This is a genomic window from Actinocorallia herbida, from assembly GCF_003751225.1.
GTDB lineage: Bacteria > Actinomycetota > Actinomycetes > Streptosporangiales > Streptosporangiaceae > Actinocorallia > Actinocorallia herbida.
This window is the reverse complement of record NZ_RJKE01000001.1, coordinates 4,366,802-4,388,385: the sequence shown is the minus strand read 5'-3', so window position 1 is coordinate 4,388,385 and position 21,584 is coordinate 4,366,802. Positions and strand designations below refer to the sequence as shown.

Here is a 21,584-nt window from a genome sequence, read left to right as displayed (position 1 = left end):
CTTTACTCCGGAGAATAAAGGTCTGAGGTATTCGGGATCAAGTGCCCGAGCGGGATCGGTGCCGGTCAGCCCGCCGCGGGGCCGTCAGGGGTGCCCAGCAGGACGCGCGCGCGGGCGGGCGCCGCGGCCACCCTGGCCGCCTCGCCGTCCGGCCCGACGACGACCACGCGCTGCTCCAGCACCAGGTAGTCCTCGCCGACCTCGGTCACCGACCCCTCGCACCTGACGATCTCCTCGGCGAAGACCAGCGCCTTGAACGTGAAGTCCAGCTTGTGCACGAACGACTGCGGGCCGAGCCAGTCCTGGATCTGCTCCACCAGGAGCGCCCCGAACACCTGCCCGTCGACGACCGGGCCCGGGACCTGGGCCTTCTTCACGTACTCGGGGTCGTAGTGCAGCCGATACCAGTCCCAGGTGGCGCCCGCGTAGGCGACCATGTCGGCCAGGCCGATCCTGCGTTCCAGCGGCGGGACCGTGTCTCCCACCGAAAAGGTCCCGACCGCGTACTTCCCGGCCTCGGTCACTGCCCGCCCTCCAGTTCCACGAAGATGATCGTCTCCTCGTTCTCCGCGAGGAGGCCGCCGTTCCGGTCGGTGTAGGTCGCCTTGGAGGAGATGATCAGCATCTCGGCGCCCGACCTCGTCGTCTTGCCCGTGACGTCGGTGATCTCCCAGGTGGCGGTGACGACGTCGTCCGGGCGGATCCTGCGGTGGAAGGTGTAGGAGTTCCCGCCGCGCACCTTGCGGGTGCCGGGGATCTCGATGCCCCACTCGTGCCCGGCGTAGCCGTCGGCCGGGATCGGCAGGTTGGCGTACTGGTTGGTCTCGCAGATCAGGGTGAGCGGCGCGGTGACGCCGCGCAGGCCCTGCGCGCGGGCGTACTCGGGGTCGGAGTAGAGCGGGTTGTGGTCGCCGATGGCGAGGCCGAAGTACCGGCCGGCCGCGCCGCCGAACTCCTCCGGCGCGGTGTAGACCCGCTTGCTTCCGACGAGCGCCCGGACCTCATCGGTCAGGAGTTTCATGACTCGTCCCCTACAGGAAATGAGGTTCGATGGGAGCCGTCCGACGGTCAACGTCAGACATATCGCGGAGTCTAGGGGAGCGGACCGGGCGCGGGTCAAGCCTCCGGCTACTCCCGGTAGGCCCCGCGGATGTTGCCGAGGTGGGTGCGCATCGCCGCGCTGGCGCCCGGTCCGTCGCCCGCCTCGATCCGGTCGATGATCAGCTGGTGGTCGTCGTCGACGAGGGACCAGAACTCGGGCTGCTCGGGCTTCAGGAATCTGGTGCGCAGCACGTGGAAGACCGGCTCGGTCATCATCGTGAGCAGGCCGTTGCCGCTCGCGTCCATGACCACGTTGTGGAAGTCGCGGTGCTCGCGGAACTTGCTGCTGCGGCCGCGGGAGCGCTTCTCCCGGTCCATCGCGGTGCGCAGCGCCTCCAGGTGCCGCTCCTCGCGGCGCTCGGCCGCCAGCGCCGCCGCCGGGACCTCCAGCAGCTCGCGCGCCTCGAGGATGGCCACCAAGGGCAGGTCGTCCGAGCCGGACATCAGGCCGAGCCCGACCTCCAGGTAGTCGCTGATCTGGTCCGGGGCGATCCGGCAGACGAACGTGCCGCCCGTCGTGCCGCGTGTGGTGCGCACCAGCCCCTGCGAGGTGAGGACCCGCAGCGCCTCCCGGACCGTGCTGCGGCTGACGCCGAAGTTCCCGCCGATCTCGTTCTCCGGCGGCAGCCTGTCGCCCGGTGCCAGGGAGCCGTCGAGGATGAGGTCGCGGAGCTGGTCGGCCACCTGCTGGTAGGCCGGGCGCAGCCGGGTCACCGGCAGCGACGGGGCCGCGCCCCCCTCGGTCACTCTCGCCATGTTCCGCCCCGGTTCGCAAAGGTCAGACGTTGAAGACGGCGGGCCCGCGAGAACGGGCGCACGGCCGTGTGCCCCATCATCGCACGCGCCGCAGGGACGCACCACGGCCGCCGATCGGGCCTCCGGGCGGAAAAATCTGACCTTTTCCGACCCGCGGCGAGGGGGGAAACGGGGTGAGGGGCGGAAAGGGGAGGGCGCTGCTTGTGAGAGCCGGGTGGCAGGGTATGACCTGAGTGATCAAAGTCGTTCCGGTGGGAACCGGACGAACCACCTGATCGTTGTACACATCATCCCGTTCGATCACAGAGAGCCATCTTGGACCCCGACCATCCCCACTCCAGGCCCCGCAAGACCCCTGCGTTCTCGGCTCCCGGGTCGGGCCGCCGATGATCACAGTGCTCTCCCTGCTGCTCGGCGTCGCCGTGGTCCTCGCGATCACCGCCCTGACCGGCTACTTCGTGGCCCAGGAATTCGCCTTCATGTCCGTGGACCGCTCGCGGCTCCACGCGCGCGCCGACGCCGGTGACAAGACCGCGGGCCGCACCCTGAAGGTCACCCGCCGCACCTCCTTCATGCTCTCGGGCGCCCAGCTCGGCATCACCGTGACGGGCCTGCTCGTCGGTTATGTCGCCGAGCCCCTGATCGGCCGCGCGTTCGGCGACATCCTCGGCGGCACCGGCGTGCCGACGGGCGCGGGCGTCGCCATCGGCACGGTCCTCGCCCTCGCCTTCTCCACCCTCGTGCAGATGGTGTTCGGCGAGCTGTTCCCCAAGAACCTCGCCATCGCCCGGCCGGAACCCGTCGCGCGCTGGCTGACCAGGTCGACCCTCGTCTACCTCAAGGCGTTCGGCTGGCTGATCCACGTGTTCGACGCGGCCTCCAACCTGCTGCTGAGGATGCTGCGGATCGAGCCCGTGCACGACGTGGAGCACTCCGCCACCGCGCGGGACCTCGCCCACATCGTCAAGGACTCCCGGCGCAGCGGCGATCTGCCGCCCGACCTGTCGATCCTGCTCGACCGGATCCTCGACTTCCCGCACCGGGACGTCGAGCACGCGATGATCCCGCGCTCGCGCGTGGACGTCGTGGAGACCGACGAGACCATCGCCGACGTCCGGATGCAGATGAGCACCGGCCACTCCCGGTACCCGGTGCTGGACGAGGACGACCACGTCATCGGCGTCGTCCACCTCGAGGACGTGCTCGCCGCCCCCGACAACACCCTGCCCGCCACGTCGATCATGCGCCCCGCGACGGTCCTGGCGACCCTGACGCCGCTGCCCGCGGCGCTGGAGCGGATGACCGCGGACAAGGCCCAGCTCGCCTGCGCCATCGACGAGTTCGGCGGCTTCGCCGGCATCCTCACCCTCGAGGACATGTCGGAGGAGCTGGTCGGCGAGATCACCGACGAGCACGACGTGGACGAGGAGGCCTCGGCCACGGTCGCGGGCGACGCCTGGATCATCCCGGGCGACTTCCACATCGACGAGGTCGAGCGGACCATCGACAGCCGGCTCCCCGAGGGCGACTACGAGACCATCGCGGGCCTCGTCATCGCCGCCCACGGCGGGCTGCCCGAGGCGGGGGTCAAGCTCGACATCGAGCTGCCCGCCGACCCCGCCGATCTCGCCATGACCGACGAGCCGCCCACCCGCTGGGTGCACGTGGAGGTCCTGGAGATCGACAACCATGTCCCGTCGTCCATCCGCCTGGAGGTCGACCCGCCCGAGGACCACGTGCACGACGACCCGGCACCCGACGACCGTGAACTGAAGGACCTCGACGTGAAGGAAGGCGAGAGCGCGTGACCGGCAACCCCTGGATCGTGCTCGCGGTGACCGTCGCGATCATCGTCCTGAGCGCGTTCTTCGTCGCCGTCGAGTTCGCCCTGATCGCGGCCAAGCGGCACCGGCTGGAGGACGAGGCGCAGACCAGCAGGTCGGCGCGGGCGGCGCTGCGCAGCGCCTCGGAACTCACGGTGCTGCTGGCGGGTTCCCAGCTCGGCATCACCGTCTGCACCCTGGCGCTCGGAGCGATCACCAAGCCCGCGGTGCACCACTGGCTCACCCCCGTGTTCGAGCACTGGGGCGCGCCGCTGTGGGTCGCCGACGCCGCGGGGTTCGTCCTCGCCCTGGTGATCGTGACGTTCCTGCACCTGGTCATCGGCGAGATGGCGCCCAAGTCGTGGGCGATCGCCCACCCGGAGAGGTCCGCGACGCTGCTGGCGCTGCCGATGCGCGGCTTCATGTGGCTGACCAGGCCGCTGCTCACCGGGCTCAACAACCTCGCCAACCGGTGCCTGCACCGGGTCGGCGTGGACCCGGCCGACCAGGTCGCCGCGGGCCAGGACCCGGCCGCGCTGCGCCATCTGGTGGAGCACTCGGCGAACGTCGGGGCGCTCGACCCGCGCTACTCGTCCCAGTTCTCCGGCGCGATCGACCTCCAGAACCTGAGGATCGGCGAGCTGGTGAAGCGCGGCGTCCGGCCGACGTCGGTCGAGCGCGCCGCGACGGTCGCCGAGGTGCAGGAGGTGAGCCGCGGGTCCGGCCATCTGCGGATCCTGGTGCCGGGGCCCGGCACCGACTGGGGCGTGGTCCATGTCCGCGACACGCTCGCCTCGCCCGACGACGCCCCGATCGAGGAGCTGATCCGCCCGGCGTACGCCATGGACGGGGGGACCCCGGTCTATGCGGCGCTCACCCAGATGCGGGAGACCGCCAACCAGCTCGTGCTGGTCACCGAGGACGGCGAGGTCGCCGGCGTCGTCACGATCACCGACGTGCTGCGCCGCCTCAACCCCCGACAGGGAGGGGCCTTGACCCCGGCATGACGCCCATGGGGTAGGGGTAGAGGCATGGCTTCACTCATTGGCCGCGAATGGCGGCTCCAGCGCCGTCCCGTCGGCGTTCCCGTGCCCGAGGACTTCTCCCTCACCGAGGTCGAGGTCCCCGGGCCGGGCCCCGGACAGCTCCTCGTACGCAACCGCTTCCTGTCGGTCGACCCCTACATGCGGGGGCGGATGTCGGACGCCAAGTCCTACGCCGCCCCCTACGGGCTGGACGAGCCCATGACGGGCGGCGCGATCGGCGAGGTGGTGGAGAGCGAGGCCGAGGGGTTCGCCCCCGGCGACCTCGTGCGGCACGGCCTCGGATGGCGCGAGTACGCCCTCCTGGAGTCCGGCGAGGCGTCCGTGCTCCGGCCCACCGAAGGCGTCCCGCTCAGCGCCTACCTGGGCGTCCTGGGGATGACCGGGCTCACCGCCTACGCGGGGCTGATGCGGGTCGCGGACTTTCGGCCCGGCGACCGGGTCTTCGTGTCCGGCGCGGCCGGGGCCGTCGGCAGCACCGTCGGCCAGATCGCGCGGCTCAAGGGCGCGGAACTCGTCGTCGGCTCGGCGGGCAGCCCGGAGAAGGTCGCCTGGCTGCGCGACGACCTGGGCTTCGACCGGGCCTTCGACTACAAGCGGGGCCGGGTCGACGAGCAACTCGCCAAGGCCGCGCCCGAAGGGATCGACGTCTACTTCGACAACGTCGGCGGCGACCACCTCGAGGCCGCGCTCGGCGCGCTCCGCCTCAAGGGCAGGATCGCGGTCTGCGGCATGATCTCCCGCTACAACGACACCGAACCCGCGCCGGGCCCGAACAACCTCGTCAGGCTGATCCAGACCCGCGGCAGGATCGAGGGATTCCTCGTCGGCGACCACGCCGACCTCGCCGGCGAGTTCCACCGCGACATGGGCCCGAAGGTCGCCTCCGGCGAACTCAAGCACCGCGAGACCTTCACCGACGGAATCGAAAGCGCCCTCGACGCCTTTCTCGGCGTCCTGGAAGGCGCCAACACCGGCAAGATGATCGTCCGCCTCGACCATTCCCGCTGAATTGGTGCAGAACTGATCGGCATATAAAAGCCTGGCACGAGAGCGTGCGGGATCGCGCCCTCCCGGACGGATCTGTCGCCGGGAGGGCGCGGAGGAAAGGAAGGGCGGCATGGTGCCGCCCTTCCCGCGTTCGGTCAGGGGTAGGAGACCGAGAGGACGGGCGTGCCGGCGGTCCGGTTCAGCAGGAACGTGTGGTTCAGCGTGTAGGGGCTCGGGCACAGGAACCCGCCCGAGGTCTTGCTGATGCTCGCGTTGATGAACCGCAGTTCGACGCCGCCGGAGACGTTGAAGAGGTGGCCGACGACGCTCCCCGCGTAGGTGCACGACGGGGTGGCGACGTTCACGCTCACGCCCAGGGTGACCTTGGCGGCGGACCCGGCCAGCGTGGCCGTGCTGAGGGGGCCGGACCAGGGCGACGGGATCGTGATGCCGGCGCAGCTGAAGTTGACCGTGCTCAGCGAGAGCGCGTTGGGCGAGATGCTGCCGGCGACCGTGGTCGGGCTGCACAGGGACGAGGTCAGCGAGGTGCCGCTGATGGCGCCGGAGGTGGGCGTGTTCCAGTCGGCGAGGGCGGGGGCCGCGAGGACGATGGAGGCGGCGCCGGCGGCACCGACGGTCGCGAGGGCACGCGAGAAGCGCATGGGGTGTCACTACTCCTGACAGGGTGGGGAGTGAGACCCATTTCCGCACATGTCGGGTGCGCGGCGGCGGGTCTCTTTTCATTGAAAGTAAAGAACCCGTGGAATGCCGTCAATTGGAAGAGTTGCATGGTGCGTGTCCGGAATGTGACACCCATCCAGAGTTTCGGGCCCGGCGCCTTATTAAGGTGCCGGATCCGAGGGGAAAGGGCGATTCCGCTTCGACGTCGGCGGTGAAGTCGGGGAACGGAGGGAGGGCGGGGCTCAGTCGCCCTGGAGGCGTTGCTCGCGCCACGGGTCGCCGTAGTCGTGGTAACCGTCCGTCTCCCAGAAGCCCGCGATGTGCCGGGTCGTCAGGCGGAGGCTCTTCAGCCACTTCGCGGACTTCCAGAAGTACAGGTGCGGGACGAGCAGCCGGGCCGGGCCGCCGTGCTCGGGTTCGAGCGGTTCGCCTCCGTAGGCGTGGACGAGCCAGGCCTTGCCGCCGGTGAGGTCGGCCAGGGGGAGGTTGGTGCTGTAACCGCCGTAGGAGTAGGCGAGCGCGTAGTCCGCCTCGGTCTCGATCCCGTCGAGGAGGACGTCGAGGGAGACGCCGCGCCACCGGGTGTCGAACTTCGACCAGCGGGTGACGCAGTGGATGTCGGCGCGCACGTCCTCCTGCGGCAGCGCCAGCATCTCCGCCCAGGTCCAGACCCGCTCCGCGCCCGTCTCGGTCTCGATCGTGAACCGCCAGCGCGCCTCGGTGACCGTGGGGGTGGGCCCCGCGGACAGGACGGGGAAGCCCGTGGTGAGGTACTGGCCGGGCGGCAGCCGGGGGCCGGACGGGGTTCTGGGCCGTCCGTGGAATCCCGGCGAGAGTTCGTTCATGAGCCGATTCTCCCGCGTTCCGCCCGAGGTGGCGCGGCGGGTCAGATGGTGAGCGCGCGGGTGGCGAGCAGGACCACGCCGACGGCGGCGCCCGCGAGGATCAGGAGGAAGAGCGCGGCCTCCGGGGCGCTGAAGACGCGTCTGCCCTGCTCGCGGCGGGTGAGCGCGAACAGGATCGTGCCCGGCGCGTAGATGATGCAGGAGAGCAGGAGGAAGTCCAGGCCCGCCGCCCAGATGAGGAACGCCGTGTAGAGGACGGCGAGGCCCGCGATCAGCAGGTGCCTGGTCCGTGGCGCCGGGTCGTCACGGTAGGTCTCCCGGGTCACGGCGAGCTTGAGAGAGTAGGCGGCGGCCAGGAGGTAGGGCACGAGCGACAGCGAGCTGCACAGCTTGAGGGTGAACGTGAACGCGTCGTCGGAGAACAGGGTCGTGAGGAGGACGACGGTGGTCAGCGCGCTGGACAGGACGATCGCCGCCACCGGGGCCTCGGCGGCGTTCTGCCGCGACAGGAACGTCGGCATGTCGCGGTCGGCGGCGGCGACGAACAGCACCTCGGCGGCCATGAGCGTCCAGGCGAGGTAGGCGCCGAGGACGGAGATGATGAGCCCGACGCTGATGAACGCCGACCCCCACGACCCGGCCGCCGCGCTCAGCACCCCGCCCATCGACGGCTGCCGCAGGTCGGCCAGCTCGCCGCGCGGCAGGATCCCATAAGACAGCAGCGTCACCGAGGCGAAGAGCGCGAGCACGCTGAGGAATCCGAGCACGGTCGCCCGTCCGACGTCCCGGCGGCGCCGCGAGTACCGCGAGTAGACGCTCGCGCCCTCGATGCCGAGGAACACGAACACGGTCACCAGCATCGTGTCGCGGACCTGCGCGACCAGCCCCGGCGAACCCGGGCCGCCCCACAGGTTCCCGGAGAAGACCCCCGCGTCCAGGGAGACCAGGACGACCACGACGAACACGAGGATCGGCACGAGCTTGGCCCAGGTGACGATCTTGTTGATCGCCGCGGCCTGCTGGACGCCGCGCAGGATCAGCCAGGCGAACGCCCATACGCCGACCGCCGAGATGACGACCGCGAGCAGCGTGTCGCCCTCCCCGAGGCCGGGGAACAGCTGCCCGAGCGTCGACTTGATGAGCACCCAGTAGGTGACGTTCCCGACGCACGCGCTCGCCCAGTACCCGAAGGCCGAGAGGAACCCGGGCCACTCGCCGAATCCGGCCTTCGCGTAGGCGTACACGCCCGCGTTCAGGTCGGGTCGCCGCACCGCGAGGATCTGGAACACGAACGCGAGCATGAGCATGCCCGCGCCCGCGATGGCCCAGGCGATGACCGCCCCGACGACCCCCGTCGCCTGCCCGAAGTTGCCGGGCAGCGAGAACACGCCCGCGCCGACCATCGAGCCGATGACCATGGCCGTCAGCGCGGGCAGCGCCATCGTGCGCTCGTGCTCCGCCGCCACGGCACCTCCCGTCCCGTCTACGGGGGCCTTTCCCGTGGCGGGGGAGGACACGCCGGGTTTGCCCCGAGCCGCCGCGATCATGGCCGGGCCATGACGCCCGGGGAGCGGACCCGTCAGGCGGCGCGGTCGGCTTTGAGGCGGGCGGCGAGGGCGGGGATGCCCCAGGCGCGCTCCTGCGCCCGGGTGGCGCGGTGCAGCTTGTTGACGAGCTGGTACGGGTCGCGTTTCAGGTCGTAGTACTCGCGGAAGAGCACCTTGCCGGTGCCGACCTCGTCTCCCGCGGCGTCGGTGCGCAGGGCGTAGTACTCGGTGTACTGCCCGGTCCTGCTCACGTGGGCGGCCCAGGAGTTCGGCGGCCGGTCGTCGCCGCCCTGCCGCCAGAACTCGATGAGCAGGTGGTCGCGCGAGGCCCGGCCGAGGAGCGAGTGGCCGTCCTGCGGAGTGGTCGGCTCGATCCCCGCGGCGTCCAGGACGGTCGCGGAGATGTCGATGTTGGCGACGAGCCTGCCGTCCTTGGTGCCGGAGGCGAGGCCGCCGGCGGGCCACGACAGGAGGAAGGGGACCTCGTAAGCGGGGCGGTAGGGCACCGACTTCCTCGTCCAGCCGTGGTCGGCCCACAGGTAGCCGTTGTCGCCGATGAAGATGACGAGGGTGTTGTCGAGCTGCCCGGTGGCCTTGAGCTCGTCGTGGAGCGCCCCGACGGCGTCGTCCACGGACCGGAGGGTGCGCAGCTGGCCGCGGCGGATGGTCCGGCCCCGGGACAGCGACGCGTGCGCCTCCCGGAGGTAAGGAGGCTTGTCGCTCTTGTCCTTCTCCGTGACGGACGGGCGGCCCGCCCACCCCGGCACCTTGAGGTCCTCGTACTTCTCCTCTGGGGTGAAGGGGGCGTGCGCGCCGTAAGGGGCGACGTAGGCGAACCAGGGCCGAGGGTCCGTCGCGCCCTTCCGGATGAAGGCGCGCGCGAAGTCGCGGATCCGGTGCGTGGTGTACCCGGGCAGCTCGGCGATCTTCCCGTTGCGGTTGAACCTGCCGTTGACGTAGCCGACCGGGCTGAGCAGGGCGTAGTCCTCGAAGTGCTCGGGCGGCATGGCTATGCGCCACTCGTTGAGGTACTTGCCGAACATGCCGTTGCGGTATCCGGCGTCGGCGAGATGGCGCTGGAAGGTGGTGCTCTGGTCGAGGTTCAGCTTGTGGAAGTTGTCGCGGACCCCGTGGTTATGGGCGTAGCGGCCGGAGAAGATGGAGGCTCTGGACGGCGCGCACAGCGGGGTCGTCGCGTGCCCGCGGGTGAACTCCACCCCGCTGCCGCCGAGCCACTTCCGCGTCTTGCGCAGCGCCCAGGCCAGCTGCTTGGGCTGGTCGTCGGTGACGATCACCAGGATGTTCGGCCGCGCGCCCGCCCGCCGCACCGGTGGGGCCCCGGCCGCCGCGCCCGCCGTCCCCGCCGCGGCGATCGCGGCCGCCGCTCCGGCCAGGAACCCGCGCCTCGCCAGGCTTCCTTCCGCACCCAAGCGGCACCCCTCTCCGTCGCGGCACGGGATCTCGGCCCGGGCCGTCAGGGCCTAAAGCATACTTTTCCGATAGGAAAGGAACAAGAGTCGCCCGGGAATCTCGGGAATCGGTCGAACTTATCCAGATCGTCGGGCATCCCAAGATCACATGATGAGACTTCAGTGGCCGGTGTGCGCGGTGGTGCTGGCGTTGTCGGCGGGGTGCAGCACGGCCGGCCCTTCGGAGGAGAGCCCGGGGAGCCCGGAGACCGCGGCGGCGACGCAGGCCCCGCAGTCCGCGCAGGTCGCCGACCCGGCCAAGGTGCTCGCCCAGGCCACCTTCGACGGGCCCCGCGGGAAGTTCGAGCTCGGCGTCGTGAGCCTCACCGCGCGCGGGAGGCTCGCCGACCTCACGCTGACGATGACGCCGCACTACCCGGGCTTCGCCGAGAAGTCCGTGCTGGCCGTCGGCTACTTCACCGGCGTCTACCCGGAGGTCACCCTGGTCGACCCGGTGAACCTCAAGCGGTACCTGGTGGTCAAGGACTCCGCGGGCGCCATGCTCGGCGCGGGCAACGAGGCGTACAACATCGACCGGCCGAACACGCTGAGCTACACGTTCGCCGCCCCGCCCGGGGACGTCGGGACCCTCGACGTGTACTTCGCGAGCTTCCCGCCGTTCCGCGGCGTCCCGGTCACCCGATGAGGCGTACCGTCGCCGCGGCCCTGTGCCTGCTGCTCCTGCCCGGCGCGGCGGTCGCCGCCGAGCCGGACGTGCCGAATCCGGAGTCCTCGATCACGACGCTGACCCCGGAAGCGCTCGATCTGCTCCTTGAGGAGTCGGTGATCCCGCTGGAGCACGAGGAGCAGCGCGGTGCCGCCACCACCGTCCGCATCAGCTCGGACGTGCTGTTCGAGTTCGACTCGGCCACGCTGACCCCCGAGGCGGCCGCCCACCTCGCCCGGATCGCCGCCCGGCTGACGGGCGGGCGGACCGAGATCGCCGGCTTCACCGACTCCCTCGGCGCCCCCGCCTACAACCGGAAGCTGTCCCGGCAGCGCGCTGAGGCCGTCAAGGCCGAACTCGCCGGGCTCGGCGTCGAGAACCTCACGGCGCGGGGCCGCGGTGAAGCCGACCCCGTGGCGCCCAACCAGATCGGCGGCCGGGACAACCCGAGCGGCCGCGCCGAGAACCGCCGCGTGGAGATCACCTTCACCCCCTGAGGCCCCGGACCTAGACGGTGGTGAAGGACTCCAGCCGGGAGGCGGCGTCCAGCCACGGGGTCTCGGGGGTCGAGGGGAAGTAGCGCGCCAGCGGCTGGGTCTCGGCGATGAGGGCGCGGAGCGACGGCAGATCGGGGATCAGGCCGAGCGCGCGCGCCTGCATGCCGATGTTGCCGAGCGCCGTGGCCTCGGCCGGACCGGCGATGACGGGCAGGCCCGTGGCGTCCGCGGTGAGCTGGCAGAGCAGTGCGTTGCGCGAACCGCCGCCGACCAGGTGGACCGCGTCGATCCGGCGGCCCGACAGCGCGGCCGCCTCGCGCAGCACGGCGCGGTGCGCGAGGGCGAGGCTGTCCATGATGCAGCGGACGGTCTCGGCCCGGGTGCCGGGCACCGCCTGGCCCGTCCGCGAGCAGTACGCGGCGATCCGGGAGGGCATGTCGCCGGGCTGCATGAACGACGGGTCGTTGGGGTCGACGACGCTGCGCGGGCCGGGCACCTCGGCGGCGGCCGCCAGCAGGGCGGGCAGCTCGGACGACGGCATGCCCCACACCCGCATGGACTCCGAGACCAGCCACATGCCCATGACGTTGCGCAGGTACCGGACGGTCCCGTCGACGCCCGCCTCGTTGGTGAAGTTCGCCGTGCGGCTCGCCTCGGTGCGGATCGGCGCGGGCAGCTCCACCCCGGCCAGGGACCAGGTGCCGCAGGAGATGTAGGCGAAGTTCGCGTCGGTCGCGGGCACCGCCGCGACCGCGGAGGCGGTGTCGTGGGAGGCGACGGCCGTCAGCGGCACCCCGGGCAGCCCGGTGGCGGCCTTCAGGAGCCCGGAGGGGCTCCCCGGCTGCCTCAGCTCCGGCAGGAGGCCCGCGGGGATCCCGAGGGCCCCGACGACCTCGGCCGACCACGCGCCCGTGCTCGCGTCGTACAGGCCCGTCGTGGACGCATTGGTGGCCTCCGCCCCGCGCTCGCCGGTCAGCCAGTAGGCGAGGAGGTCCGGGATGAGCAGCATGGTCTCGGCCCGGTCCAGCAGGCGCTCGGCGGCGAGCTGGTACAGCGTGTTGAACGGCAGGAACTGGAGGCCGTTGACCGCGTACAGGCGCTCGGGCGAGATCTTGGCGTGGACGTCGTCGATGACCGCCTCGGTCCGGTCGTCCCGGTAGTGCACGGGGTTGCCGAGCAGCGCCCCGGAGGCGTCGAGCAGCCCGTAGTCGACGGCCCAGCTGTCGATGCCGACGGAGGAGATGCCGGTCCCGGCCTGCGCGAGCCCGTCGAGGACGTCCCGGTAGAGCCCGAGGATGTCCCAGTGGAGCGTTCCGGAGACCTCGACGGGCCGGTTCGGGAACCGGTGGACCTCGGTCAGATCGAGCAGGCCGTCACCGACCCGCGCGGTGATGACGCGCCCACTGGTCGCGCCAAGATCCACGGCGGCGATGCGTGCGGTCATACGAGGAAAACCTCCAGGGTGCGGGGGCCGTGGACGCCCTCCACGCGCGACAGTTCGATGTCGCTGGTCGCGGAGGGGCCCGAGATGAAGGTGAGCGGCCGGGTGATGTCCAGCCGGCCGAGTCCGTCGGGGAGGTCGGCGGCGACCTGGTCGGCCCGCACGACGACGAGGTGGTGGTCGGGCACGAGGGTGAGCGCCCGCCGCCCTTGCGCGGCGCCGTGGTCCAGCACGATCGTGCCGGTCTCGGCGATGCCGACGGCGCAGCCGGTGATGGTGCCGGAGACCCGTTCCAGGTCGGCGTCCGGGCCGAGGCGCCGGGACGGCTCGATCGAGCCGGTCCAGGCGGCCGGGACGCCCTCGGGCACCACGTACGCGCCGAGCCGCAACGCCGCGGCGAGGGCTCCCGGCAGCTCGGCCTCGGTCACCCGGTGCACGATCGCTCGGTAGTGCGCGACCCGCTCGGCGAACAGCTCGACGAGCCCGTCGCCGTGGTGCCGTTCCAGGTAGCCCCGGTGCAGCAGCAGGTACTCGGCGTCCGGGTCGCCCTCGGGCGCGCCGAGGCGGCCGAGGATGGCGTCGCGCGCGCTCATGAGGCGTCCTTCCGGTCTGCGGAGTCGCCATGGGTGCGCTTCCACCAGGCGCGGAACGACTCCTTGGGGATGGGCGGCAGGTCGCGGGTGTCGGCCCACGCGCGCGGGAAGCGCAGGTGCGGCGCGAGCGACCGGGCCCTGCCCGCGAGGGTCTGGCCGAGCGCGAGCCGGGCGGGGGAGCGCAGCCCCCACGCCGCCACCTTCATGACGGTCTTCTCCGGAAGCTTCTTGGCCGCTTTCGCCCGCAGGTGCACCAGCACCTCGGGGATGTCGATGGCGACCGGGCACACCTCGTAGCAGGCGCCGCACAGCGACGACGCGAACGGCAGCGAGGCGTCGACCTTCGAGCCGATGCCCCGGATCTGCGGCGAAAGGATCGCGCCGATCGGGCCCGGGTAGGGCGAGCCGTAGGCGTGGCCGCCCGCGCGCGCGTAGACCGGGCAGACGTTCAGGCAGGCCGAGCAGCGGATGCAGCGCAGCGCCTGGCGGCCGACCTCCTCGTCGCGGACGTCGGTGCGCCCGTTGTCCAGCAGGACGAGGTGGAAGTTCTGCGGCCCGTCGCCGGGCGTGACACCCGTCCACGCCGACGTGTAGGGGTTCATCCGCTCCGCCGTCGAGGAGCGCGGCAGGAGCTGGAGGAACACCTCGAGGTCCCGGGCGCTCGGCAGCAGCTTCTCGATGCCCATGACGGTGATCAGCGTCTCCGGCAAAGTCAGGCACATCCGCCCGTTGCCCTCGGACTCCACCACGAGGATGGTCCCGGTGTCGGCGATCGCGAAGTTCGCCCCCGAGACGGCGACCTTCGCCGACAGGAACTTCGCGCGCAGGTGGCGGCGGGCCGCCTCGGCGAGGTCGGCGGGCTCGTCGGTCAGGCCCTCGGGCGCCGACGGCATCCGGTGGCTGAACAGGTCACGGATCTCGGCCCGGTTCTTGTGGATCGCCGGGACGAGGATGTGCGACGGCCGGTCGTCGGCGAGCTGCACGATGAGTTCGGCGAGGTCGGTCTCCAGCGCGGTGATGCCGTGCTCGGCCAGCGCCTCGTTGAGCCCGATCTCCTGCGTGGCCATCGACTTGACCTTGACGACCTCGGTCTCGCCGGTCTCCTTGATGAGCCGCGCGACGATCGCGTTGGCCTCCTCGGCGTCGCGCGCCCAGTGCACCACGCCCCCGGCCTCGGTGACCTTCCCCTCCAGCATCCGGAGGTAGTGGCCGAGGTACTCCAGGGTGTGGTCCTTGATGCGCTTGCCCGCGTCGCGCAGCTCGGCCCAGTCGTCCAGTTCGGCGACGGCGGCGGCGCGGCGCTCGCGGATCGTGCCGGTGGCGTGCGCGAGGTTGCGGCGCAGCCTGGTGTCGGCGACCGCCTCGTGGGCGGCCTTGGGGAACGCGGGCATCCCGACGTAGGTCGGCATCCGTGACGCGGTGGCGTCCTTGGCGATGTCGCTCATCGGTCGCTCGCAAGGATCTCGGCGAGGTGCATGACCCGCACCCCGCTGCGCTGCCGGGACAGGGTGCCGCCGATGTGCATCAGGCACGAGTTGTCGACGGCGCACAGCACCTCGGCGCGGGTCTGCTTCACGGCGGCGGTCTTGTCGGCGCACATCGCGGCCGACACGTCCGCGTTCTTCAGCGCGAAGGTGCCGCCGAAGCCGCAGCACTCGGTCGCGTCGGGCAGGTCCACCAGGTCGATGCCCCGCACCTCGCGCAGGAGCTGGAGGGGCTTGTCGCCGAGCTTCAGCATGCGCAGGCCGTGGCAGGTCGGATGGTAGGTGACCCGGTGCGGGAAGACGGCGCCGACGTCGGTGACGCCCAGGACGTCGACGAGCAGTTCCGCGAGCTCGTGGACGCGGGGCGTCAGCGCGAAGGCGCGCTCGGCGAGGCGGTGGTCGCCTTGCCGGGCCGCGGTCTTGCCGTGCCAGTCGCGCACCATGGCCGCGCACGAGCCGGACGGCGCGACGATCGCGTCGTACTCCTCGAACGTGTCGGTGAACGATCTGACGAGCGGCAGCGCCTGCTCGGGGTAGCCGGTGTTGAGGTGCATCTGCCCGCAGCAGGTCTGCGCCTCGGGGAAGACCACCTCGTGGCCGAGCCGCTCCAGGATCCGGACCACGGCCTTGCCGGTTCCGGGGAAGAGCGTGTCGTTCACGCAGGTGGCGAATAGGGCGATCTTCACGGTCTTGTCGACTCCCGCACGACGAGCTCGGGTTGGAAGAGGATCTGCTGGTGCGCGTGCCCCTCGGGGTCGTCGCACTCGTCCAGCAGCAGTTCGGCGGCGATCCTGCCGAGTCGGTAGGTCGGCTGGCGCACCGAGCTGAGCTGGACCGAGGACGCCGTGGCGTACTCGATGTCGTCGTACCCGATGACGAGCACGCGCTCGGGCACGCGGACGCCCTGCCGGAGCAAAGTTCGCAGGACGCCCATGGCCAGCAGGTCGTTGGCGCAGAAGATGGCGTCGGGCAGCTCGGCCAGCAGGTGGTCCGCGGCCTCCTGCCCGGACGCCGGGGTCATGTCCGCGACGGTCACGTCCCGGATCGAGCCGTGCCCGGCGAGCTCCACGGCCTTCTGGGCGCCGGAGCGCCGGTCGGCGCACTGCCTCAGGGACATCGGCCCCGAGACGTAGGCGATGTCGCGGGCGCCGGTCTCCAGCAGGTGGGTGACGGCCATCTGGCCGCCCGCCACGTCGTCGACGGTGACCGAGCACTGCTGCGGCCGGGTGGCGGCGTGGTCGAGCATGACGGCGGCGATGTGCCGTTCGTAGAGCAGGTCGAGCCGGTCGGGGCCGCCGCTGTCGACGGGGGTGACCAGCACGCCCCGCACGCCCTGCTCGGCGAGCATCCGCAGGTTGCGGTGCTCGCGGTCGGGCGAGGTGGCGGAGCTGCACAGGATGACGGCGTGGCCCCGCTCGCTCATCAGGTCCTCGACGCCGCGCGCGAGGCTGGTGAAGAACGGGTTGGCGAGGTCGTGGACCATCAGCCCGATCAGGCGGCCCTGGCCCGCGCGGAGGCTGGAGGCCGATCCGTTGCGGACGAAACCGAGCGCCCGGATGGCCTCTTCGACCCGTTCCCGGGTGGCCGTGGCGACCCTTTCGGGCCGGTTGAGCACGTTGGAGACGGTTCCGGGGGAGACGCCGGCGGCCTTCGCGACCTGCTTGATGCCGACGGTCCCCGGGCCGGGCGGTGACGTCGCCATGGGGCTCCTCGTAGATCGGGGGGTTCGTGGGCAGAAAGCATCACATACTTTGAGACCATCTTTAAAACGTGTCAAGTACGTAAATTTGCCGTGACGTGGGACTTGACGGGCTGGTCACCTCGGATCTACGTTCATCCACCAACACAGCATTAAAACGATTTTCGTCAGAAGGAACCCGCTATGAGATCAGGAGGCCGCGAGTGAGCGAACAGTCACCCGTGCTGGCGCTGGTCGACGTGAGCAAGTCGTTCGGCGCCGTGCGCGCTCTCAAGGGCGTGCGCCTTGAGCTGTATGCGGGCGAGGTCCATGCTCTTGCCGGTGAGAACGGCGCCGGCAAGTCGACCCTGGTGAAGACCTTCGCGGGCGTGCACCGCCCCGATTCCGGCCGCATCCTCCTGGGCGGCGAGCCGGTGGTCTTCAACAGCCCCGCCGACGCCCAGCGCGCCGGCGTCGCGGTCATCTACCAGGAGCCCACCCTGTTCCCCGACCTCTCGGTCGCGGAGAACATCTTCATGGGCCGCCAGCCCCGCTCCGCGCTCGGCCGGATCGACCGCAAGACCATGCACGCCAAGGCCGCGGAGCTGTTCCGCCGCCTGGGCGTGGCGCTCGACCCGCGCCGCCCCGCCAAGGGCCTGTCGATCGCCGACCAGCAGGTCGTGGAGATCGCCAAGGCCATCTCGCGGGACGCCAGGGTCCTGATCATGGACGAGCCGACCGCGGCCCTCACCGGCCAGGAGACCGCTCGGCTCTTCAACGTCGTCGCGGCGCTGAAGGCCCAGGGCTGCGCCCTGCTGTTCATCTCGCACCGGCTCGAGGAGATCTTCGCGATCTGCCAGCGGGTCACCACCCTGCGGGACGGCGCCTGGATCGCCAGCGAGCGGATCGAGGAGCTGGACGAGGACAAGCTGGTCAACCGCATGGTCGGCCGCGACCTCGACGAGCTCTACCCCAAGCAGGACGTCGTCCCGGGCGAGGTCGCCCTGAAGGTCTCCCGGCTCACCCGCGAGGGCACCTTCACCGACGTCTCCTTCGACGTCCGCCGCGGCGAGATCGTCGCCCTGGCCGGACTCGTCGGCGCGGGACGGACCGAGGTCGCCCGCGCGATCTTCGGCATCGACCGCTGGGATGCCGGGAGCGTCGAGGTCGCCGGCAGCCCGCTCAAGAACTCCAGCCCGACCGGGGCGATGGCCGCAGGCGTGGCGCTGGTCCCCGAGGACCGCCGCCAGCAGGGCCTGGTCATGGAGATGTCCATCGAGCGCAACCTCGGCCTCACCCGGCTGAAGGCGCTCAGCAAGGGCCCGTTCATCTCCCGCGCCGCCGAGCACGCGAACGCCGCGGACTGGGCGGTGCGCCTCCAGCTCAAGTACGGCAAGGCCACCGACCACGTCGGCGTCCTGTCCGGAGGCAACCAGCAGAAGGTCGTCCTGGCCAAGTGGCTGGCGACCGACCCGTCGGTCCTGATCGTCGACGAGCCCACCCGCGGCATCGACGTCGGCACCAAGGCCGAGGTGCACCGGCTCCTGTCGGAGCTCGCCGCCCAGGGCCTGGCCGTCCTCATGATCTCCTCGGACCTGCCCGAGGTCATCGGCATGGCCGACCGAGTCCTCGTCATGCACGAGGGCCGGATCACCGCCGAGATCCCGCGTGCCGAGGCGACCGAGGAGTCCATCATGTCGGCCGCCACCGGCCGCCCCGGCAAGGAGGCCGCATGACCGCCGTGACCGCTTCCCCGACGGCGACGCCGCCCACACCGCCCGCCCCGATCCAGGACAAGGACGGCCTGCTCGACAAGGTGCTGCGCGCCCGCGAGCTGACCATCGCCGCCGCCCTGATCCTCCTGGTCGTGGCGACGACCATCGCCAACCCGCGGTTCCTGTCGGCCCAGGGCGTCGAGGACATCTTCCTCAACGCCTCGATCCTGACGCTCCTCGCGGTCGGCCAGACCCTCGTGGTCGTCACCCGGAACATCGACCTGTCCGTCGGCTCCGTCGTCGGCCTGGTCGCGTTCGTCACCGGCAAGCTCGTCACCGACGGGCACTCGATCGCCTTCGCCGTCATCGTCGGCCTGGTGATCGGCGTCGTCTGCGGCCTCGTCAACGGCCTGCTCGTCAGCTTCTGCCGGGTCCCGGCCCTCGTGGTCACCCTCGGCATGCTGTACGTGATCAAGGGCATCGACTACTACATCGCCGAAGGCCAGCAGATCAACGCGGCCAATGTCCCGCAGGGCCTGCTGGACCTGGGCAGCGGCGGCTTCCTCGGGGTGCCCTACCTGCCGGTCATCGCCGTCGCGATCATGTTCATCGTCGGCTACTACCTGCGGGCCTACCCGTCGGGCCGCGAGTTCTACGCGATCGGCTCCAACCCCGAGGCCGCGCGCCTCGCGGGCGTCCCGATCAGCAAGCGCGTCCTCACCGCCTACGTGGTGAACGGGCTCCTCGCCGGTGTCGCGGGCGTGCTGTGGCTGTCCCGCTTCGGCACCGTCGTCGCGGACAACGCCGCGGGCTGGGAGCTGACGGTCGTCAGCGCGGTCGTCGTCGGCGGTGTCGCCATCGTCGGCGGCGTCGGCACGGTCTACGGCGCGGCGCTGGGCGCGCTGCTGCTCACCACGATCGGCAGCGTCCTCGTGGTGCTGAAGGTCAACTCGTTCTGGCAGGACGCCCTCACCGGCCTCCTGCTGCTGCTGGCGATCAGCGCGGACCGGCTGGTCTCGCTGCGCGTCGCCCGTACCCTGCGCAAGAGGAGTGCCGCACGCCATGGCTCCTGACCTCATCGCCCGCCGCGCTCCCGCGCTGGGCAAGATCCTCCGCTGGGACGTCCTCGTCGGCGTCATGCTCGTCGCGGTCTTCGGCGCGGGGCTGGGCACCAACGAGAACTTCGGGAACTCCGACAACATCGCGTTCGCGCTGAGCGACCTCGCCGAGATCGCCCTCATCGCGCTGCCGATGACCCTGCTCGTCGTCTGTGGCGAGGTCGACCTGTCGGTCGCCTCCGTCCTCGGCCTGTCGAGCGCGCTCACCGGATACCTCTGGAACGCGGGCTGGACGTTCGAGACGATCGTCCCGTTCGTCCTGGTGGTCGGCGCGATCTGCGGCCTCGTCAACGGACTGCTCGTGACGAAGCTCGGACTCCCGTCCCTGGCCGTCACCATCGGCACGATGACCCTCTACCGGGGCCTCGCCTACGTCGTCCTCGGCACCGAGGCCGTCTCGGAGTTCCCCCAGGTGTACTCCGAGTGGGCCACCGAGACCGTCCCGGGCACCGCGATCCCCTACTCGGTCGCGCTGTTCATCGTCCTGGCGATCATCACCGGCCTGCTGCTGCACGCCACCGGCCTCGGCCGCAGCCTGTTCGCCATCGGCAACTCCGAGGACGCCGCGTTCTTCGCCGGCATCCGGGTGAAGCGGATCAAGCTGATCCTCTTCGTCGTCACCGGCTTCGTCGCGGCCTTCGCGGGCATCGTCTTCACCCTGCGCTACGGCAGCGCCCGGGCCGACAACGGTGCGGGCCTGGAGATGAGCGTCATCGCCGCGGTCCTCCTGGGCGGCGTCGACTTCGACGGCGGCAAGGGCACCCTCGGCGGCGTCATCGCCGGCGTCCTGCTCATCGGCGTGCTGCGCAACCTCCTCATGCTCGACGACGTCTCGACCGAGGTCCAGGCGATCGTCACCGGCCTGCTGCTGGTGATCTCGGTCCTCGCGCCCCGCCTCGCGGTCCTGTACCGCGAAGGCAGATCGCGAAGGCGCGCGGTCGCCGAGGCCTCCGCATCGGGCTGACACGGCCCCGAGAACCTTCCCTCCCCGAGAACCACACGGTTCCCTCCACCCCTTCCACCCTGGAAAGGCCACTGAAAGTGATCACTCCCCTCCGCGGCGTGCGCACCACGCTGTCGATCGCGACCGCCGGCTTCCTGGCGCTGAGCCTGGTCGCCTGTGGTGGCGGCACGACGAAGGACTCGGCGAGCAACGACGCCGGATCCAACAGCGGCACGACCGCGACCGCCGACCCCAACGCCCCGATCAAGGACGGCCTGAAGCTCGCCTTCCTGCCGAAGCAGATCAACAACCCGTACGAGACGATCGTCGACCACGCGGGCATCGAGGCGGCCAAGGAGTTCAAGGGCGAGGCCAAGGAGGTCGGCCCGTCCGACGCCTCCGCGTCCTCCCAGGTCTCCTACGTCAACACCCTCGTCCAGCAGGGCCACGACGCGATCCTGATCGCGGCCAACGACGCCAACGCCGTCTGCGGCCCGCTCAAGTCCGCGCGTGACAAGGGCGTCAAGGTCGTGGCCTACGACTCCGACACCAACCCGGACTGCCGCGACATCTTCATCAACCAGGCGAGCTCCGAGGCCATCGGCCGCAGCCAGGTCCAGCTCCTGTCCGAGCAGATCGGCGGCGAGGGTGAGATCGCGATCCTGTCGGCGACGGCGAACGCGACGAACCAGAACACCTGGATCGAGTTCATGCAGGACGAGCTCAAGAAGCCCGAGTACGCGAAGATCAAGCTCGTCAAGATCGCCTACGGTGACGACGACGACCAGAAGTCCTTCCAGCAGACCCAGGGCCTGCTCCAGGCGTACCCGAACCTGAAGGGCATCATCTCGCCCACCACGGTCGGCATCTCCGCCGCCGCGCGCTACATCTCCTCCTCGGAGTACAAGGGCAAGGTCGTCCTGACCGGCCTCGGCACCCCGAACCAGATGCGCAAGTACGTCAAGGACGGCACCGTCGCGTCCTTCGCCCTCTGGAACCCGAACGACCTGGGCTACCTGGCCTCCTACGCCGCCGCTGCCCTGGCCTCCGGCCAGATCACCGGTGCCGAGGGCGAGGTCCTGAAGGCCGGCAAGCTCGGCGAGCGCACGATCGGCGCCAACGGGGAGATCATCCTCGGCGACCCGTTCACGTTCGACAAGAGCAACATCGACCAGTTCGACTTCTGATCCGTG

The 21,584-nt window shown here is 70.8% G+C and carries 21 protein-coding genes; 9 read left to right on the top strand and 12 right to left on the bottom strand.

The features are described from left to right. Positions 1-65: 65 nt before the first annotated feature. From EDD29_RS20280 to EDD29_RS20270, 3 genes are all read right to left on the bottom strand, one after another. Positions 66-524, bottom strand: coding sequence for a MaoC/PaaZ C-terminal domain-containing protein (locus EDD29_RS20280; RefSeq protein ID WP_246052878.1), 459 nt, complete (start codon positions 522-524; stop codon positions 66-68). After that, positions 521-1,021: an FAS1-like dehydratase domain-containing protein gene (locus EDD29_RS20275; RefSeq protein ID WP_123665923.1), complete on the bottom strand. Its 501-nt coding sequence runs from the start codon at positions 1,019-1,021 to the stop codon at positions 521-523. The genes EDD29_RS20280 and EDD29_RS20275 overlap by 4 nt, the downstream gene beginning before the upstream one ends. A gap of 107 nt (positions 1,022-1,128) precedes the next feature. After that, complete coding sequence (locus EDD29_RS20270; protein WP_170201480.1) at positions 1,129-1,848, bottom strand: FadR/GntR family transcriptional regulator; 720 nt, start codon at positions 1,846-1,848, stop codon at positions 1,129-1,131. Positions 1,849-2,243: 395 nt separating this feature from the next. On the opposite strand from EDD29_RS20270, the gene EDD29_RS20265 reads away from it, so the two are divergent. From EDD29_RS20265 to EDD29_RS20255, 3 genes are read left to right on the top strand one after another with little or no spacing between them, the layout of a single operon-like run. Then, on the top strand, positions 2,244-3,665 hold the full coding sequence (locus EDD29_RS20265) for a hemolysin family protein (RefSeq protein ID WP_123665921.1): 1,422 nt from the start codon (positions 2,244-2,246) through the stop codon (positions 3,663-3,665). Then, complete coding sequence (locus EDD29_RS20260; protein WP_211359807.1) at positions 3,662-4,687, top strand: hemolysin family protein; 1,026 nt, start codon at positions 3,662-3,664, stop codon at positions 4,685-4,687. The genes EDD29_RS20265 and EDD29_RS20260 overlap by 4 nt, the downstream gene beginning before the upstream one ends. Positions 4,688-4,711: 24 nt before the next feature. After that, entirely contained in the window at positions 4,712-5,734 is a 1,023-nt protein-coding gene (locus EDD29_RS20255; RefSeq protein WP_123665920.1) for an NADP-dependent oxidoreductase, read from the top strand. Between the two features lie 134 nt (positions 5,735-5,868). Here the strand turns inward: EDD29_RS20255 and EDD29_RS20250 are convergent, their stop codons facing one another. The 4 genes from EDD29_RS20250 to EDD29_RS20235 form a co-directional block, all read right to left on the bottom strand. Next, positions 5,869-6,375, bottom strand: a complete 507-nt coding sequence (locus EDD29_RS20250) for a hypothetical protein (RefSeq protein ID WP_123665919.1) — start codon at positions 6,373-6,375, stop codon at positions 5,869-5,871. A 261-nt stretch (positions 6,376-6,636) separates the two neighbouring features. After that, complete coding sequence (locus EDD29_RS20245; RefSeq protein ID WP_123665918.1) at positions 6,637-7,239, bottom strand: sulfite oxidase-like oxidoreductase; 603 nt, start codon at positions 7,237-7,239, stop codon at positions 6,637-6,639. A 41-nt stretch (positions 7,240-7,280) separates the two neighbouring features. Continuing rightward, complete coding sequence (locus EDD29_RS20240; RefSeq protein ID WP_246052877.1) at positions 7,281-8,705, bottom strand: basic amino acid/polyamine antiporter; 1,425 nt, start codon at positions 8,703-8,705, stop codon at positions 7,281-7,283. Between the two features lie 113 nt (positions 8,706-8,818). Beyond that, positions 8,819-10,216 (bottom strand): sulfatase family protein, encoded by a 1,398-nt coding sequence (locus EDD29_RS20235; protein ID WP_123665917.1) that lies wholly within the window; start codon positions 10,214-10,216, stop codon positions 8,819-8,821. A gap of 151 nt (positions 10,217-10,367) precedes the next feature. On the opposite strand from EDD29_RS20235, the gene EDD29_RS20230 reads away from it, so the two are divergent. Further along, positions 10,368-10,901 carry a hypothetical protein gene (locus EDD29_RS20230; protein ID WP_148086028.1) on the top strand — a complete coding sequence of 178 codons (534 nt, stop codon included), beginning with the start codon at positions 10,368-10,370 and terminating at the stop codon, positions 10,899-10,901. Continuing rightward, complete coding sequence (locus EDD29_RS20225; protein ID WP_123665915.1) at positions 10,898-11,419, top strand: OmpA family protein; 522 nt, start codon at positions 10,898-10,900, stop codon at positions 11,417-11,419. Before EDD29_RS20230 ends, EDD29_RS20225 begins: the two co-directional genes overlap by 4 nt. A 10-nt stretch (positions 11,420-11,429) precedes the next feature. On the opposite strand, the gene EDD29_RS20220 is transcribed toward EDD29_RS20225, so the two are convergent. Genes EDD29_RS20220 through EDD29_RS20200 form a run of 5 tightly spaced genes read right to left on the bottom strand, consistent with a single transcriptional unit; the run spans position 11,430 to position 16,639 of the window. Continuing rightward, entirely contained in the window at positions 11,430-12,863 is a 1,434-nt protein-coding gene (locus tag EDD29_RS20220; protein ID WP_123665914.1) for a rhamnulokinase, read from the bottom strand. Further along, complete coding sequence (locus EDD29_RS20215) at positions 12,860-13,453, bottom strand: LutC/YkgG family protein (RefSeq protein ID WP_123665913.1); 594 nt, start codon at positions 13,451-13,453, stop codon at positions 12,860-12,862. The genes EDD29_RS20220 and EDD29_RS20215 overlap by 4 nt, the downstream gene beginning before the upstream one ends. Next, complete coding sequence (locus EDD29_RS20210; protein ID WP_246052874.1) at positions 13,450-14,898, bottom strand: lactate utilization protein B; 1,449 nt, start codon at positions 14,896-14,898, stop codon at positions 13,450-13,452. The genes EDD29_RS20215 and EDD29_RS20210 overlap by 4 nt, the downstream gene beginning before the upstream one ends. Beyond that, positions 14,895-15,623: a (Fe-S)-binding protein gene (locus EDD29_RS20205; RefSeq protein WP_123665912.1), complete on the bottom strand. Its 729-nt coding sequence runs from the start codon at positions 15,621-15,623 to the stop codon at positions 14,895-14,897. The genes EDD29_RS20210 and EDD29_RS20205 overlap by 4 nt, the downstream gene beginning before the upstream one ends. Continuing rightward, positions 15,620-16,639: a LacI family DNA-binding transcriptional regulator gene (locus EDD29_RS20200; protein WP_123665911.1), complete on the bottom strand. Its 1,020-nt coding sequence runs from the start codon at positions 16,637-16,639 to the stop codon at positions 15,620-15,622. Before EDD29_RS20200 ends, EDD29_RS20205 begins: the two co-directional genes overlap by 4 nt. Positions 16,640-16,839: 200 nt before the next feature. Between EDD29_RS20200 and EDD29_RS20195 the strand changes: the two genes are divergently transcribed. From EDD29_RS20195 to rhaS, 4 genes are all read left to right on the top strand, one after another. Beyond that, a complete protein-coding gene (locus EDD29_RS20195; RefSeq protein WP_123665910.1) occupies positions 16,840-18,351 on the top strand; it encodes a sugar ABC transporter ATP-binding protein in 1,512 nt (503 codons plus the stop codon). Further along, a complete protein-coding gene (locus EDD29_RS20190; protein ID WP_123665909.1) occupies positions 18,348-19,403 on the top strand; it encodes an ABC transporter permease in 1,056 nt (351 codons plus the stop codon). Before EDD29_RS20195 ends, EDD29_RS20190 begins: the two co-directional genes overlap by 4 nt. Beyond that, positions 19,393-20,412, top strand: a complete 1,020-nt coding sequence (locus EDD29_RS20185) for an ABC transporter permease (protein WP_123665908.1) — start codon at positions 19,393-19,395, stop codon at positions 20,410-20,412. Before EDD29_RS20190 ends, EDD29_RS20185 begins: the two co-directional genes overlap by 11 nt. Before the next feature lie 77 nt (positions 20,413-20,489). Beyond that, positions 20,490-21,578 carry a rhamnose ABC transporter substrate-binding protein gene (gene rhaS / locus EDD29_RS20180; protein WP_123665907.1) on the top strand — a complete coding sequence of 363 codons (1,089 nt, stop codon included), beginning with the start codon at positions 20,490-20,492 and terminating at the stop codon, positions 21,576-21,578. Positions 21,579-21,584: the final 6 nt, after the last annotated feature.